Here is a 15,839-nt window from a genome sequence, read left to right as displayed (position 1 = left end):
CCGGGCCGGAAGCGTTGTGGGGCGCGATAGCACTCCACAACACTCACGACCCGAGTGACCAGCGGAAACCCCGGCGCGGGGCATCAGTCCTCGCCGATCAGCTCGAACGCGGCGCACGCGCGGCCGCCGAAGCGGTCGGCGTGCTCGCGGGCCGTTCCCTCCAGGAAGCTCCGGGCGTGCTGCTCGGCGGGCTCGTCGCTGAGCGCCTCCAGGTAGGTGCGGTGCGCCGCCAGCGACGCCACCGCCCGGTCCATGGTGCCGGTGATGTCCACGGCGTGCGTCGGGTGCGGCGATCCGGCCACCGCGACCCAGCGCACCCCCGACCACGGTTCGTAGCCGTGGTCGACGAGCTCCGGGAAGATCCAGCGGTTCCCGGCGTCCGCCACCGCGTCCAGCGCCGCCCGGCCCACCGCCCGGTGGTCGGCGCTGTTCCAGCTGCCCGGCCCCCAGCTGTCGTGGTGGTTGAGCGTGATCACCAGCCCCGGCCGGTGCTCGCGGATGGCGCGGGCCAGGTCCCGGCGCAGCGCCAGGCCGTACTCGATCACGCCGTCGCGGTGGTCGAGGAACTCCACCGAATGCACGCCCACCTCGGCGGCACCGGCGAGCTGCTCGGCTTCGCGCAGCGGCGCCGCCTGCTCCGGGGCGACCCCGTCGATGCCCGCCTCGCCGCGCGTCACCAGCAGGTAGGAGACCTCCCGGCCGGTCGCGGTCCAGGCGGCCACCGCGCCCGAGCAGCCGTACTCGAGGTCGTCGGGGTGCGCGACGATGGCCAGCGCGCGCTGCCAGTCCCGGGGCATGGGCTTGAGTTCGCCGGTCATCTCGATGTCCTCCCAAAGTTCCGGTGGCACTAGTTCATTCTGCTGTTGCGTCGATCCGGCGGCCACGCAATTTCCGGTATTTCGCGGGAAATGCGACCGTCCGGCGCTATTCCGGGAAATTCGCGTCGTGGCACATCTACGCCAGGAGACCGTGCGGCGCTGGTGGGGGCAATACGTTCGAGGGCACCGTGATCCGGTTCGTTTAGGAGGTCCGCAGATGAACCTGCCCCGAACGATAAGACCCGTCGTCGGTTTGCTCATCGCATTCCTGGTCGCACTCGTCGTCCCGGCCTCGGCCGGCGCGGCGGTCCCGGAGAACGTCCGGGTCGTCACCTACGACGCCAGCCAGGCGGCCGAATTCCGCGATGCGGTGGACGCCGGCGCGAAGGTCTGGAACGAGAACGTGCAGAACGTCCGGCTGGAACCGGCCTCCGGCGGCGCCGCCGACGTGGTGGTGCTCGCCGACAACGGCTGGCCGCGCGCCGAGGTGATCGGGCTCGGGAAGGGCCGGATCTGGATGGGACGCCAGGCCGTGAACGAGGGCCACGACACCATCCGCATCGCGGCGCACGAGCTCGGGCACATCCTCGGCCTGCCGGACAACCGGACCGGGCTGTGCGAGGACCTGATGTCGGGCGCCAGCGCCGGGCCGGACTGCGACAACCCCAAGCCGAACCCGGATGAGATCGCCGAGGTCGAGCGGAACTTCGCCGGTGGCGTGCTGATCGCGCCGCAGTTGTTCCGCGAGGACGTGCTCGCCACCCGGTGAGTGCGCGGGTGGCGGCGGTCCGCGCCCCGATGCGCCGCCACCCTCTTCATTTCCGCTGGTCACCAGCCGTGAGTACTTTGTGCTGCTATAGCGGCACAAAGTACTCACGGGTCGTGACTCACCGGTTCGGAGCAACCGCCGCCGGGAACCGCTTCCGCAGTGCTGCCGTCAAAGTCCGCGAATCCCGCTTGAACGGTGCGGGAGAATACTAGGCTTGGTGATCATCTACTGGTCACTCCGCGGCAGCGGTGAGCAGCGAGGCGGGCGAGTTCATGCGCGACGAGCCAGGGCACGGCGACCGGCGGGCGGACACCGGGGAGCCGGTCGACGCGGTCGCCGGCGTACCCGAACCGGCGGTACCGGAGGCGGACCAGGCGCCGGAACCGGTTGAGCCGCTTGCGGAATCCGCCGAGCCGTTACCCGAGCCGGACCCGCTCGCGCAGCTGACCGAGGCGGTCACGGCGCTCACCGAGCAGGTTCGCGAACACCACGAGCGCGCCGCCGCCCGCGAGCGCGTCATCGACAAGCTGCACGCCGAGGTGGAGCGGCTGCGGGCCGGGGAGCAGAACCTCGTGCTGCGCCCGATCACCACGGACCTGCAGAACCTCCGCAAGGACCTGCTGCACCAATCCCGCACGCTGCCCGCGGAGCTCGGCCGGCAGCAGGTCGCGGACCTCCTCGAATCCTTCGCGCTGAGCGCGGAACAGGCGCTGGAGCGCTGCGGCAGCGCGCCGATCCGGCCCGAGGTCGGTGCCGCGTTCTCGGCGCGCGAGCACCGCGCCATCAAGGTCCTCCCGGCCGACGACCCCGGCCGGCACGAGCAGATCGCCGCCGTCGTCTCCGACGGATACCTGGACACCACGACCGATCGCGTGACCGTCCCCGCGCGGGTGCACGTGTACCGCTGGAGCGCCGAAACCGCGCCCGCCACCGAGAACGACCCGCGAGCAGAGGGGATGAGCGCAGATGTCTGACGGCGACCTGAAGGTGTTCGGCATCGACCTGGGCACCACCTACTCGGCCATCTCGTACGTCGACGAGACCGGCCGCCCGACCGTCTGCCGCAACACCGACAGCAGCGAGACCACGCCCTCGGTGGTGTTCTTCGAGAACGAGTCCAACGTGGTCGTCGGGTCGGTGGCCAAGAACTCCGCGATCATCGACCCGGACCGGGTGGTGTCGCTGATCAAGCGGCAGATGGGCAGCGACGCCGAGTTCGAGTTCCACGGCACCACCTACACGCCGGAATCGATCTCGGCGCTGATCCTCAAGCAGCTCGCCCAGGACGCGGCCGCGCACACCGGCGGCGAGGCGAGCCGCGCCGTGATCACCGTGCCCGCCTACTTCGGCATGCTGGAGCGCAGCGCGACCAAGAACGCCGGCCAGATCGCCGGGCTGGACGTGATCGGCATCGTGCCCGAGCCGGTGGCCGCGGCGCTGCACTACGAGGCCACCACCGACGCCGAGGACAAGACGATCCTCGTCTACGACCTCGGCGGCGGCACCTTCGACACCACGGTGATCCGGGTGTCGAAGGACGAGATCGTGGTGGTCTGCACCGACGGCGACGACCACCTCGGCGGCGCCGACTGGGACCTGCGGCTGCGCAACCACCTGCTGGCGAAGTTCCTGGAGCAGGCGCCGGACGGCACCGAGGTCGAGGACGACGAGGAGTTCCTGCAGTCGCTGGCGACCACCGCCGAGGACACCAAGAAGCAGCTCTCCAAGGCCGAATCCCGGGCGGTGGCGCTGCGCGGCGCCGGCGTCAGCGCGCGCGTCGAGGTGACCCGCGCGCAGTTCGAGGCCGAAACCCAGGACCTGCTGGACAAGACCATCGACATCCTCAAGCGCACCCTGGCGACGCTGCAGGAGAAGCAGCCCGGCGCGCAGATCGACGACGTGCTGCTGGTCGGCGGGTCGACGAAGATGCCGGCGGTCGCCGAGCGGCTGCGCGCCGACTTCGGCTGGGAGCCGAAGCTGCACGACCCGGACCTGGCGGTGGCCAAGGGCGCCGCGCTGTACGCGCTGGGCCGCGTGGTGCACCGCGAGATGACCGACGCCGCCGAGCAGGGCACCACCGGTGTCGCCGAGGCCGTGCAGAACGTGGCGCAGCAGACCGGGATTTCGGTCAAGGCGCTGGAGGACCTCGCCGCCAAGAAGACCCGCAACGTGCTGCCCAAGGCATTCGGCGTGAAGCTGGTGGACACCAGCGACCCGGCTTGGCAGCAGAAGCCGACGCAGCACTTCGTCAAGCACCTCGTGCACGCCAACGACTCGCTGCCCACCGCGGAGCGGGTCCTGGAGGCGGCGACCGTCGAAGCGGGCCAGACCGGGGTGATGATCGAGCTGTTCGAGCAGTCCGGCGTGGTCGCCGGGCCGGAACTCGCCGAGAACAAGCCGATCAACGAGGGCAAGGGCCTCATCGACGGGCTGCCGCCGCTGCCGGTCGGATCGCCGGTGAACATCCGGATGACCGTCGACGACGAGGGCCTGCTGGAGCTGACCGCCACCGAACCGTCCACCGGGAAGTCGCTGGACATCAAGGTCCGGGTGAGCGTCCGCAGCGACGAGGAGGTCGCCGAGGCCAAGAGGGTGGTCGCCGGGATCACGGTCTCCGGCTGAAGTGCCTCCACCCGAACCTGCCCGCGTCTCGGCGCCGGTGGGGTCGTGAGTGGCAATGGCTGTCCGAGCGGCCACAGCCACTCACGACAGAGCGGCTCGATGTGAATCAGCGCGTTGGTTTCCACCGGAATCACGAGGTCAGAGACGGACTCCGATGCAACCCTTCGATCCCAAGGTCTACGAGCGCGAGGTGGTCCGGCCGCTGCGGGGGCGCAGCGGCCGATTACCCGACGACCTGCTGACCAGGTATGCGGTCGAGCGGGGCTTCTCGGACGCCGAGCTGGCACAGCGGCTCGCTGAGGTCCGCTCGCACTGGAACAAGAGCGCCCAGTCCACCGCGAAGTCCAGCTTCACCACCAGCGTCTACAAGGCCTTCCTGCGGGAGGACGAGGAGCTGCGGCGCGCGGCTGGCAACGAGATGTCCAGCATGGCCTGGTGGCGCAACCGCAACGACGCCCGGGCCGGGGCCAGCCAGGAGCAGATCGACGAACTCGTCGCGATGCTGAAGGCGAACTTCGGCGAACTCGGCCTGATCACGCCCGGCCAGCTGGAGGCGATGCGCGAGACGTTCGGCCAGCTGGCGCCCGCCGAGGTCGACCGGGCCCTCGCCAAGGCCGGGGTGCGGACCGCGCCGCCGACGGAACTGCCGAAGACCAGCGGCCTGCCCGACACCCTCTTCCGCCGCCTCAAGGCGCTGCTGGGCGACGCCGAGATCACCGGGATTCCCGAGCTCCTGCACGGAAAGCTCGACAGCTACAAGCTCCTGGCGGACTTCGAGAGCAGCCCGCCCAAACCCGCCGGACTCACCGCCAAAGCCGTCCAGCAGGCGATCGACCGGGAGAACCGGCGCTCCGGCAACCAGCCCGCCCGCGAAGCGCTCGGCCTGCTCAACACCGCCGCGGGCAAGGAAGGCGCAGACCTCCGGCTGCTCGCGCTCTACCACCTGCTCGACGACGTGCGACGGCTCCGCGAGAACGGCGCGCCGGCCAGTGCGCTGCTGCGGGTGCTCGGCCGCAGCAGCCTGGACGCGGACGAAGCGCGGCTGGCGGTGGTCAGCGTGCTCAGCGAAACCGGCTCCGCCGCGCCGCCGGTCACCGGCCTGCAGAAGGTCACCGAACTCCTCGCCGCCGGAAACCTCATCGCCGCACAGCAAACCCTGGCCGCGATCACCGACACCGACGAGGCCGCGGCCGCGAAAGCGGCCGTCGACCGGCACGCGCAGCAGGTGCGGGAACTCCGCGAAGCGGCGGACCGCGCGCTGCGCGGCGGAGCCGAAGCCGAAGCCAGGCGCCAGCTCGGCGAAGCCGCGCGGCTCGCCGCCGATGACGACGCGATAGCGGCGGAGCTGCGGCGCATCCCGCTGAGCCCGGTCGACGCCGTGACGGCGCAGCCGGAAGGCGTCGGGGTGCGGGTGTCGTGGCGGGCGAAGCCCGACCACGACGACGCCACCCGGTACCGGGTGGTGCGGCGAGCCGGGCGGACGCCCGGCGACGCCGACGACGGCGACGTGGTCGCCGAAGGCGCGGAGACGGTGGTGGTGGACGCCGCCGTGGCGGCGGGCGGGAGCGTCGGGTACGCGGTTTTCGCCGCCGGGGAGGGCGGCGCGTGGTCGCGGCCCGCCGGGGCGGTGGTCGACGTGCTGCCTCCCGTGCACAGGGTCCGGCTGGCCGTTCGCACCGGGGCGGTCGAGGGGAGTTGGGTCGTCCACCGGGACGTCGTCGGCGTCGACGTGCGGCGGCGCCGGGACGGGGAGTCCGACGAGGTCGTCGTCCCCACCAACGGCAGCACCGCTTTTCGGGACTCCACTGTGGACGTCGACGGCGACTACACCTACCTGCTGACCGCTCGCTACCGCCGCCCGGACGGCACCGAGGTCGCCGCCGAGACCGTGCCGGTGCGGCACACCGCCCGGGTCGCCGCGACGCTGCCGCCGGTCACCTCGCTCGACGCGCGGCGCTTCGGCCGCGAGCTGGTGCTGTCCTGGGTGTGGCCGGGCGGCGTCCGGATGGCCGAGGTGACCTGGGCGAACCCGGCGGCCGACGCGGAGGCCGGGCGGGTGCGGCTGACCCGGCAGCAGTACCAGGCCGGCGGCGGCTGCCGGATCGACGCCGGGGCCGGCGACGTGCGCGTGCAGGTGTCCGCGATCGCGTCCGCCGACAACGGCGAAAGCCGGTCCGACCCCGTCGCGCTGGTGCTGACCGGTGCTCCGCCGCAGGTCAGCTACCGGATCGAACGGCAGAACCGGCTCTTCGGCGCGAGCACCGCGCGCATCGTGGTGACCGCCGACCAGCCCGTCCCGGACTGCACGGTGCTGGTGGTCATCGCGCCCGGCCGCGTCATGCCGCTCAAACCCGACGACGGCCAGGTCGTGCACCGCGACGTCCACCACCTCGGCGACCCGTTGGAGCTGACCGTCGAGCTGCCGCGCCGGAAGCCCTACTGGCTGCGGTGCTTCGTCAACGCCCCCGGCGTCCAGCTGATCGACCCGCCGATCTCCCAGCTGAAGGTGTCCTGATGTCCATCCCCGACGCGGCGCAACCGCCCCCCGGCCCCGCCGTCGCCCCCGGGCGAGGAGTTCCGCAATTTCAATGGAAATTGCGGAAGTTGTCCACAACCTCCGGCATGTCGGCAGGCCGACACACCGGAGGACCGCAATTTCAATGGAAATCGGATCTTCGATTTCCATTGAAATTGCGGCGGAACGCGGAAGGCTGCTGATGGCCAAGGTCGCTTGTCCCTACTGCTACCACCGGTTCCCCGCGGGCAACCTGCGGTTCCAGTGCACCGGCCGGCCCGCGCCCGGCCGCGAGAAGTGCCGCAAGGCCGTCGACACCGAGCGGCAGCGGCTCACCGGCTACGCGCCCGCGTCCTGGCCGACCTTCGCGCCCCCGTCGTCGCGGTTCGGGCGCACGCCGCGCAAGGCGCCGTGCCCGGACTGCGGCACGGTCAGCGGCATCCGCGCCTGCCCGGTGTGCCACACGCCGCTGCCCGCCAACTTCGCCGAGGGCCGCAGCCCGCTGATCGGGGTGGTGGGCGGCAAGGACGCCGGGAAGACCGTCTACACCACGGTGCTGGTGCACGAGCTGCGGAACAACATCCGCCGCCGCTTCGGCGCCGACATCTCCTTCGCCGGCGAGCAGGCCGGGGTCGGCACCGCGCAGTGGCTGGCGGACTACGAGCACGCCCTGTTCGACGACCGGTCGCTGTTCGAGTCGACCGCCGGCTCCGCCGACGGCATCCGCGTCCCGCTGGTCATGCAGTGGCGGCAGCCGCGCGTCCAGTTCGGCCGCGAGGTGCACAACACCACGACGCTGTCGTTCTACGACGCCGCCGGCGAGGACATGACGACCCAGGAGTTCGTCAACAGCCAGGCGTACCTGACCGCAGCGGACGGGCTGATCGTGCTGCTCGACCCGTTCCAGCTGCCGGGCGCGGCGGACCGGATCGCGGTGCCCGACGCCAGCCGCCAGGGGACCGAGCCGCCGATCAACGTGCTCACCCGGGTCACCGAGATGCTGCGCACCAGCGTCGGGCTCAGCGACCGCAAGAAGGTCGAGACCCCGATCGCCGTGGTGTTCTCCAAGATCGACGCGTTCTTCGGGATGCTCGGCGCGAACCACCCGCTGCTCCGCCCGCCGGCCACCGGCCCGCAGTACGACGAGGCGGGCGGGCAGGACACCGACGAGCAGCTGCGGGCGCTGCTGGCCGACCTCGGTGCCGACGACATCGACGGGCACCTGCGCGCGCATTACCAGACGTTCCGCTATTTCGCGGTTTCCTCGCTCGGCGCGGAACCGGACTATGGCCGCAAGCAGATCGACCCGGCCGGTGTGCGGCCGTTCCGCGTGGACGAACCACTGCTGTGGCTGCTCAGCCACTTCCGGATCATCGAACGGAGCCGAGGATGAGCGGGCGCGAGTTCCAGTCGCTGTACTACACCGACTGCCGGCCGGGCCAGGGCCTGCGCGGCGGCGCGGGATTCCAGTTCCAGGCCGTCTCGCCGGGCACCACGGACGAGATGATGACCGCGGTGCAGCGCTCGACGCTCTACGAGGCCCCGGTGGGCTGGATGCGCGAGAAGCGCGAGGTCTCGCAGTACCCGCCGTCGCTGGTACACGTGCACGACGGCGTCTACGCGACGGCCCGCGGGATCTACCTGGGTGCCGAGACCGGCGGGGTCCGGGAGGGCAACCAGTTCACCCACGCGCTGGCCACCACAGATCCGCAGCTGTACGGGCCGATCCGGCCCGCGCAGCTGTGGGCCGCGCCGTGGTGGGTCGAGCAGCCCGCGGAGAGCACCGAATGCGCCGCGGTGTCGGCCGAGCCCGAGGCGGGGCCGCTGGGCGTCGAGGCGTTGCGCGACTGGGTGCTGAGCCGGCAGGACGGCGAATCCTGGTTGCTCGCAGTGCATTCCGCGATGGACCGGCTGCACGGCGAGGACGCGTCGCGGGTGGTGTTCGTCAGCGAGGACGCCGAGACCGCGGTGCGCTGGATCGCGGCCGGAACGCTCCTGCTGCCCCAGGAACGGGCGCTGCGGGTGGGTTTCCGGGTGTTCGCCACCAACCCGCAGTACAGCCGCCACGAGGTGCTGGCGGTGCACCCGGACTGGGCCGGGTCGCTGGCCGATCCGGACCGCAACTCCGACTACGTGGTGTTCAACCTGGTCACCGGGGAACGCCGGAAGGACGAGCCGACCGCCGCCGCCCGCCACTGGGTGCCGCGCTTCCTCGGCGCCGACCCCTACGACGTGGTCGACGCCATCGAGCTGTCGCACCAGTTCGCCCGCAACCGCGACGACCGGCGGCCGGGCAAGGCGGACCGGCTGGCCGCCGGGGTGCTGATGCTCGAGGAGGCGGTGTCCGGGCAGGATTCCGCGATGGCGCTGGCGGATTGGCTGGTGTCCCCGCCGCCGGTGTCCACATCGGACGTCGTCGAACCGGTGCTGGACGCGGTGCTGGCCTCGTCGCCCGCGCTGCCGGTGCTGGCGAAGCTGGCCGAGGCGAACGCGGCGCAGGCCGGCCGGGTGCGGATCGCGTTGCTGCGCGGCGAGATCGACGAGATCGTGCGCGGCACCCCGGCCGATTCCCGGGCCCCGCTGTCGCCGCGGCCGTGGAGCCCGGACGAGGTGGAGGAGGCCTGCATCCTGGTCGAGGCGGCGGCCGGCGCCGTCGCCCCGGAGCGGATGGACCTGCTGCTGCGGACCGCGACGAGGTTCGGCGTGCGGCCCCGGGTGGGCCGGTTCGCCGAGGCGGCCGGGCGGTTCGTCGCGTGGTGGGCGGAGCACCCGCACGCCGGCGTCGATCCGGCGCGCTGGACGTGCGGTCCGGAGATGATCGACCTGCTGCGCGACGTGCTGGCCCGCCGACTGGCGGGCCCCGGCACCGCCGAGGTCGCCGAGGCGATCGACGCCCGCTGGTGGCGGCTGCTGGCGCCGACGATCAGCGATCCGTTCATGCCGCTGGACGCGGCGGTCGCCGCCGCCGCGGTGGCCTCCGGCGGCTCGGTGCGGCAGGAGACCACCGCCCGGTTCCGCGAGCAGCTGCGCGCGCCGGACCGGCCGGGCACCGGCGAAGCGGTGTGGGAGGCGCTGTACCGGAACTCCGCGCCCACCATGGCCGAGCTCAAGGACTTCCTCACCGCGCTGCCGTCGACGGCCGTCTCGGATTCCCTGGCGCAGCGGGCGTTCACGGTGCTGGAGAAGTCCAAGGTGTCCGGTCGCTACCTGGACGTCCTGCGGATGCTGGGACATCACCTCGGCGACCGGGAAGACCTGCGCAAGCTGTGGGAGGACGACGGCCGGCTGCGGTCCTGGTTGAGCAACTTCGCCCGCAAGGGCGCCGAAGCCGATGCCGCGACGCTGAAGGACATCTCGGAGTCGGTGTTCACCGCCCGCGCGGACCAGATCATCGCGGTGCTGCTCGACATGGACCTGCCGGCCGCGCTCGACCTGACCGTGCGGGGCGGCGACCAGCTCCAGCAGATGCTGGTGCACGCGCTGCCCGCGGTGTGGAACGACGAGCGGGCCGCGCAGTCGCGGCGCGACCACGCGGTCGTGCTCGCGTTCCTGGCCGGCTGGGAGGACGCCGCCTCGGAGCAGGTGCGGACGGCGTTCGACAAGGCCCTGGAGCGCTGGGCGGGCCAGCACAAGCCGACCGACTACCGGCGGGTCAGCAAGGTGCTGCGCGGCGTGGCGGCCGAGTACGCCGCGGGCTGGCACGAGTGGCTGAAGGAGTTCTCGCAGCAGAAGCCCAAACCGGCCCGCACCCGCGAGTTCGCGCGCCGGTTGTTCGGCAGACGGGAGAAGTAATGCCCTACGTGATCGGGGCCCTCCTGGTGCTGTGCCTGGGCTTGTGGCTGGCCACGGTGGTCATCGGGATCCTGGCCTGGCTGTTCCCGTTCTTCGTGCTGTTCGGCAGCTCGTGGGCGTTCGTGTCGACGTGCCTGGTGCTGGCGGGTCGCGGCGCCGCGGAGCCGCAGCTGGTGACGCCGAACGACGTGGTCAACGGCACCGCCGGGCTGCGCAAGCCCAAGGGGCCGTTCCCGCACGACTGGGCCTGGCCGGGCTACCTCGCCGCGCAGTGGCGCCGCGACCTGGTCGCGGCCTGGCAGAACGGCCTCCTCTTCATCGTGCGCGGCTGGCAGTGGGGCCTCAACTACGGCACCGGCAGCAAGCTCCGATACGTGAGCATCGGCCTGACCGCCTTGATCTGGTCGGGCGTCACGCTGGGCGCACTGCTCGGCGCGGCGGAAGTGCTGGTGGTCGGGGCTGTCGTGCTCGGCATCGGCTGGCTCGGCCGGGGTGCGCTGGTCGGCCTGCTGCGCGGTTACGACCTCGTCGTGCGGCGGCTGCGGAAGGCCAGCGGCAGCTGCCCGGTCTGCTACCACGTGATGGCCGTTCCCGCCTACCGCTGCGACGGCTGCCAGGTGGTGCACCGCGACATCCGGCCCGGCGCGCTGGGCGCGGCGTCGCGCACCTGCGGGTGCGGCACGAAGCTGCCGACGACCGTGCTGCGGGCGTCCAAGCGGCTGGAGGCGCTGTGCCAGCGCTGCGACCGGCCGCTGCGGGGCGGCTCGGGCGCGGTCACCGACATCCGGGTGCCGGTCTTCGGCCCGGTGTCGGCGGGCAAGACGCGGCTCGTGCACGCGGGCCTGGTCACCCTGCGGGACCGGGCCGCCGCCGAAGGCGTCGTGCTCGACTTCGTCGACGGCGCCAGCAAGCAGGCCTTCGAGCACGGCGAGCAGCTGATCACCACCGGCGGCGACACCGCGAAGACGCCGGCCGGGCAGCTGCCCGCGGCGATCACGGTGCGGTTCACCCGCGGCGGCTCGGCGAAGGCCCGCGACCAGGCGCTGGTGCACCTCTTCGACGCGGCCGGCGAGTTCTACCTCGACCGGGACGACAACAGCGAGCTGGAGTTCCTCGACCACGCCGGGGGACTGGTGCTGGTGGTCGACCCGTTCGCCATCGGCTGGGTGCGCGACCAGCTCGGCGGCGCGCTGGAATCCCGCCTGGCGCAAGCACATCCGGCCAGCGGCGACCCCGAGCAGGTCTACCAGGTGACGGCCCGGCGGCTGCGCGACTACGGGGTGCAGACCGAGCGCCGGGCTCTGGCGGTCACGGTGGTCAAGGCGGACCTGCTGACCGACCTGCCGTGGGCCGCGGACCTGTGCGCCGGGGCGGTGCGGGAGTGGCTGAACACCGCGGGCCTGGACAACCTGGTGCTGGCCGCGGAACGGGACTTCGCCGAGGTGCGCTACTTCGTGGTGTCCTCGGTGACCGGGATCAGGCCGGGGCACCGGCTCACCCCGGCGGCGCCGTTCCGCTGGCTGATGGGCCGCGGCGGCTTCGCCCTCGGCCGCGACGAGAAGCCGACCACGGAGGCCGTATGACCATCCGACCCCCGGCGAACTACCGGGTGTACCGCTGGCTGCTGATCGCGGTCTTCGCGATCGCGATGCTGCTCACGATCCTCGGCTCCGCGGTCAGCTGCACCGACTTCACGACGGCGGTGTTCGGCGGTGCCTGACGAGTTGGTGCTCGGCATCGACCTGGGCACCACCTACTCCGCCGTCGCGTCCATCGTGGACGGTGAGGTCGAGGTGGTGCGCAACCGGCTCGGCGAGCTCACCACGCCGTCGTTGGTCCACTTCGCGTCCGCCGACACGGCCGTGGTCGGGGCGGCGGCGCGGGAGAGTCTCGACCCGGAGAACACCGTCGAGCTGATCAAGCGCCGGATGGGTACCGAGTTCGAGCTGCTGTTCCACGGCGCGCGGCACACCCCGGAATCGGTGTCGGCGCTGATCCTGCGCAGCCTCGTCGACGACGCCGTCGCCCGCTTCGGTCCACATGGGACCGTCCGTGCCGTGATCACGGTCCCGGCGTACTTCGGCATCCGGGAACGCGAAGCCACCTTGCAGGCGGCGCGGCTGGCCGGCATCGAGGTGCTGGAGGTGCTGAGCGAACCGGTCGCGGCCGCGCTGCACTACTCCGCCCAGGCGGAGCCCGGCGCGGCGCTCGTCTACGACCTCGGCGGCGGCACCTTCGACACGACCGTGCTGCGGGTCGCCGGCGACGGGGTGCACGTGGTGGCCACCGACGGCGACAGCAGGCTCGGCGGTGCCGACTGGAACGAGCGCATCGCCGAGCACCTGGCGGCGGCGTTCGCCCGCGAGTTCCCGGACGCGGACCCGGACGACGAGGAGTTCCGGCAACGGCTCCAGGACGTCACCGAGCACCTCAAACGCCAGCTCAGCACGGTCACCGGCCGCCGGGTGAAACTGCGCTGCGGCGACGACTCGGGGAGCTTCGAGATCGACCGGGCGACGCTGGAGGACCTCGGCGCGGACCTGGTGGAGCGCACCCTGCGGATCGTCGACCGGGTGCTCGCCGATGCGGCGGCGAAGGGCGTTTCGCGGATCGACGAGGTGCTGCTGGTCGGCGGCGCCACGAAGGCACCGATGATTCGTGCCGCGCTGCAAGCACATCTCGGCCGGGCGCCGAAGATCGTCGATCCCGACCTGGCCGTCGTGTCGGGGGCCGCGGTGCGCGCGCACCGGCTCGCCACGGCGCAGGCCGGCACGTCGGCGGCGGTGGTGCCGCGCAGCTTCGGCGTGCTGGTCGAGGACAGCCGCGACGAAGGCCTGCGGAGCTTCGTCGACCACCTCGTGCAGCGCAACGATCCGCTGCCCGCCACCGCGACGGCCCGGTTCGCCACCATCGTGAACCGGCAGCGGTCGGTCCGCATCCAGGTGTTCGAGCAGGCAGGCGACGTGCCGTCGGCGGAGGTCGAGCACAACCGCCGGGTGCTGGACGGCGAGTTCGCCGGGCTGCCGCCGCTGCCCGCCGGATCGGTGATCGAGCTGACGTTGCGCGTCAGCGCGGACGGCCTGCTCGCGGTGACCGCTCGGGAGCCGCTCAGCGGCGCGGCGCTGGAGCTGGAGGCCTATGTGGACGGTGTCGTGGACGGCGCGGCGACCGAGCGGCTGGCCGAGACCATCGCCGGGCTGACCGTGCGGTGCTGAGTTCGGGGGAGCGATGAGTTCGTGGATTCGCCGGGACTTCGGCGGGATCGGGTTGACGCAGGCGCCGCCGGGCGAGTACCTGCCCAGGCTGCAGGAGCGGTACGGCGGGCACGTCCTGCTGTGCATCGACGTGAGCGCGTCGATGCGGGGGCAACGGCTGGAGCAGGCCATCGCCGGCGGCGAGCGGTTCCTCGCCGAAGCCGACGGCGCGCACTACAAGAGCGGGCTGGTGCTCTGGTCCGATGTCGTGCAGCAGTACGTGCCGCCGGAAGCCCGGCTGGACGACGTGGTTTCCGCGCTCCGGAAGGCGAAGACGTGGGGCGGCACCGTGCTGTCGTCCGCGCTGCGGCTCGGCATCGAGGTGCTGCCTGAGTATCCGGGCGACCGCGTGCTCTGCATCTTCAGCGACGGGGCGCTCGGGGACCACGCGAAGGCTCGTGAGCTGGCGCGGAAGGCCTGCGCGATGGGCATCCGCATCGTCGTCCGCGGCCTCGGGCCGGACGCCGCGGATTCGCTCGCGGACCTGGCCTGCCCCGGTGTTCCGGACGCCGACCAGCAGATCGACGACGCTGCGGGCGTCGCGGCGGGCATCGCCTCGATGGCCACCGGCCTGTCGGCTCGCCGCGGCCGGTGAGCGGTGCTCGTGCAAGGTGATCGCTGCGGTAAAGTCGTGTCAGCCGCGACAAAGCGAGGAGGTGAGCCCGATGACGACGACCCGTTCCATCCGGGCGCTCCTGGCTGCTGCGGCGGCGGTCTGACCGACATCCAGGAGAGCTCGTTCCACGAAACGTGCACTGGATGAAGGAAGAAATGACTGTTCAGCCCTTTCGCATTTCCGTTCCCGACGACGTCCTCGACGACCTGCGCATCCGCCTGTCGCGCACCCGCTTCACGACCGCGTCCGACAGCGCCGGGTGGGCCGGCGGGACGGATCCCGGCTACCTCCGCGAGCTCGTCGCCTACTGGGCGGACGGGTTCGACTGGCGCGCCGCCGAAGCGGCGCTCAACGCCTATCCGCACTACCTCGCCGAGGTCGCGGGCCGGCAGGTGCACTTCGTGCACCTGCGCGGCAAGCGAGCGGAAGGCGCGCCCGCGCCGCTGCCGCTGGTCCTGACCCACGGCTGGCCCAGCAGCTTCGTGGAGATGCTGCGGGTCGCCGGGCCGCTGACCGATCCCGCCGCGCACGGCGGCGATCCGGCCGATGCCTTCGACGTGATCATCCCCTCGCTGCCGGGTTTCCTGTTCTCCGAGCTGCCGGCGGGGCCGTTCACCCGTCGCGGCGTCGCCGAGATCTGGCACGAGCTGATGACCGGCACCCTGGGTTACCGGCGGTTCGGCGCCTTCGGCGGCGACATCGGCGGCGGAGTCACCCAGTGGCTCGGCGCGCTCTACCCGGGCGAGGTGGCGGGAGTCCACGTGACCACCGCGGTGATCGCCACCGACTTCGGCGAGCGGCCGCCGACGGCCGAGGAGCAGGCCTACCTCGACGAGGTGGCCGCCTACGACGAGTCGGACGGCGGGTACAGCGAGATCATGCTGACCCGGCCGGACACGGTCGCGGCGGCGCTGGTGGACTCGCCGGCCGGTCTCGTCGCGTGGATCGCCGACAAGTACCGCGACTGGAGCGACTGCGGCGGTGACCTGGAGCGGCGCTGGGACAAGGATGCGTTGCTGACCGTCGCGACCCTGTACTGGGCCACCGGCACCATCGGCTCGTCGTTCCGGCAGTACTACGACTACCACCGCAACGCGCCGGTCCCGCCGATCGAGGTGCCCGGGGCTGTGACGCTGAGCCAGGAGCCGGTCTTCGCGAACCTCCCGAAGAGCCTCGCGGAGCGCATCTACCGCGACCTGCGCCACTGGAGCAGGCCGGGGCGCGGCGGGCACTTCATGCCGCACGAGGAACCGGCGCAGGTGGCTGAGGAGTTGCGCGCCTTCTTCCGTCCACTGAGGACACGGGGCTGACCCGGTGGTCCCGCGGCCGCCGGTCGCGGGACCACCGGACGCCTGCCGGCCATGGTTCGAATTGCCGGAATTGAATTCCCGTGCACTGAAAAGTCCGACTCGCTCATCCCGGCCGATGGGATCGCGGATTGTGAATAACGTGA

Annotated in this window: 12 protein-coding genes; 11 read left to right on the top strand and 1 reads right to left on the bottom strand. The window is 72.0% G+C overall.

The annotated features are described in order from the left end of the window. Nucleotides 1-83: 83 nt before the first annotated feature. Nucleotides 84-818: a PIG-L deacetylase family protein gene (locus tag AC07EQ_RS14680; RefSeq protein ID WP_478388501.1), complete on the bottom strand. Its 735-nt coding sequence runs from the start codon at nt 816-818 to the stop codon at nt 84-86. A 217-nt stretch (nt 819-1,035) separates the two neighbouring features. Between AC07EQ_RS14680 and AC07EQ_RS14675 the strand changes: the two genes are divergently transcribed. The 11 genes from AC07EQ_RS14675 to AC07EQ_RS14625 all read left to right on the top strand — a co-directional run bounded on the left by AC07EQ_RS14675 (nt 1,036) and on the right by AC07EQ_RS14625 (nt 15,696). Further along, the gene (locus AC07EQ_RS14675) at nt 1,036-1,587 is read left to right on the top strand and encodes a snapalysin family zinc-dependent metalloprotease (RefSeq protein ID WP_478388467.1); all 552 of its coding nucleotides are present in this window, start codon (nt 1,036-1,038) and stop codon (nt 1,585-1,587) included. A 248-nt stretch (nt 1,588-1,835) separates the two neighbouring features. Continuing rightward, nucleotides 1,836-2,561 (top strand): nucleotide exchange factor GrpE, encoded by a 726-nt coding sequence (gene grpE / locus AC07EQ_RS14670; RefSeq protein ID WP_478388466.1) that lies wholly within the window; start codon nt 1,836-1,838, stop codon nt 2,559-2,561. Then, nucleotides 2,554-4,209, top strand: coding sequence for an Hsp70 family protein (locus AC07EQ_RS14665; protein WP_478388465.1), 1,656 nt, complete (start codon nt 2,554-2,556; stop codon nt 4,207-4,209). Before grpE ends, AC07EQ_RS14665 begins: the two co-directional genes overlap by 8 nt. Before the next feature lie 154 nt (nt 4,210-4,363). Next, entirely contained in the window at nt 4,364-6,724 is a 2,361-nt protein-coding gene (locus tag AC07EQ_RS14660; RefSeq protein WP_478388464.1) for a SaeA-related protein, read from the top strand. A 202-nt stretch (nt 6,725-6,926) separates the two neighbouring features. Beyond that, the gene (locus AC07EQ_RS14655; protein ID WP_478388463.1) at nt 6,927-8,117 is read left to right on the top strand and encodes a zinc ribbon domain-containing protein; all 1,191 of its coding nucleotides are present in this window, start codon (nt 6,927-6,929) and stop codon (nt 8,115-8,117) included. Further along, nucleotides 8,114-10,516, top strand: a complete 2,403-nt coding sequence (locus AC07EQ_RS14650) for a GTPase-associated protein 1-related protein (protein ID WP_478388462.1) — start codon at nt 8,114-8,116, stop codon at nt 10,514-10,516. The genes AC07EQ_RS14655 and AC07EQ_RS14650 overlap by 4 nt, the downstream gene beginning before the upstream one ends. Next, a complete protein-coding gene (locus tag AC07EQ_RS14645) occupies nt 10,516-12,099 on the top strand; it encodes a TRAFAC clade GTPase domain-containing protein (RefSeq protein ID WP_478388461.1) in 1,584 nt (527 codons plus the stop codon). The genes AC07EQ_RS14650 and AC07EQ_RS14645 overlap by 1 nt, the downstream gene beginning before the upstream one ends. Continuing rightward, entirely contained in the window at nt 12,096-12,236 is a 141-nt protein-coding gene (locus AC07EQ_RS14640; protein ID WP_165968182.1) for a hypothetical protein, read from the top strand. The genes AC07EQ_RS14645 and AC07EQ_RS14640 overlap by 4 nt, the downstream gene beginning before the upstream one ends. Beyond that, a complete protein-coding gene (locus AC07EQ_RS14635) occupies nt 12,229-13,731 on the top strand; it encodes an Hsp70 family protein (RefSeq protein ID WP_478388460.1) in 1,503 nt (500 codons plus the stop codon). The genes AC07EQ_RS14640 and AC07EQ_RS14635 overlap by 8 nt, the downstream gene beginning before the upstream one ends. 13 nt (nt 13,732-13,744) lie before the next feature. Next, nucleotides 13,745-14,365: a vWA domain-containing protein gene (locus AC07EQ_RS14630; RefSeq protein ID WP_478388459.1), complete on the top strand. Its 621-nt coding sequence runs from the start codon at nt 13,745-13,747 to the stop codon at nt 14,363-14,365. 176 nt (nt 14,366-14,541) lie between these two features. After that, on the top strand, nt 14,542-15,696 hold the full coding sequence (locus AC07EQ_RS14625) for an epoxide hydrolase family protein (RefSeq protein ID WP_478388458.1): 1,155 nt from the start codon (nt 14,542-14,544) through the stop codon (nt 15,694-15,696). The last annotated feature ends 143 nt before the right edge of the window (nt 15,697-15,839 follow it).

The organism is Saccharopolyspora sp. NPDC045839 (assembly GCF_056431645.1).
Note: the sequence above shows the minus strand (reverse complement) of the source record. Positions and strands in the feature narration are given on the sequence as shown.

Coding starts and splice junctions, on each gene's coding strand:
- AC07EQ_RS14680 (WP_478388501.1), bottom strand. CDS start 818: ATGACCGGCGAACTCAAGCCCATGCCCCGGGACTGGCAGCGCGCGCTG.
- AC07EQ_RS14675 (WP_478388467.1), top strand. CDS start 1,036: ATGAACCTGCCCCGAACGATAAGACCCGTCGTCGGTTTGCTCATCGCA.
- AC07EQ_RS14665 (WP_478388465.1), top strand. CDS start 2,554: ATGTCTGACGGCGACCTGAAGGTGTTCGGCATCGACCTGGGCACCACC.
- AC07EQ_RS14660 (WP_478388464.1), top strand. CDS start 4,364: ATGCAACCCTTCGATCCCAAGGTCTACGAGCGCGAGGTGGTCCGGCCG.
- AC07EQ_RS14655 (WP_478388463.1), top strand. CDS start 6,927: ATGGCCAAGGTCGCTTGTCCCTACTGCTACCACCGGTTCCCCGCGGGC.
- AC07EQ_RS14650 (WP_478388462.1), top strand. CDS start 8,114: ATGAGCGGGCGCGAGTTCCAGTCGCTGTACTACACCGACTGCCGGCCG.
- AC07EQ_RS14645 (WP_478388461.1), top strand. CDS start 10,516: ATGCCCTACGTGATCGGGGCCCTCCTGGTGCTGTGCCTGGGCTTGTGG.
- AC07EQ_RS14640 (WP_165968182.1), top strand. CDS start 12,096: ATGACCATCCGACCCCCGGCGAACTACCGGGTGTACCGCTGGCTGCTG.
- AC07EQ_RS14630 (WP_478388459.1), top strand. CDS start 13,745: ATGAGTTCGTGGATTCGCCGGGACTTCGGCGGGATCGGGTTGACGCAG.
- AC07EQ_RS14625 (WP_478388458.1), top strand. CDS start 14,542: ATGACTGTTCAGCCCTTTCGCATTTCCGTTCCCGACGACGTCCTCGAC.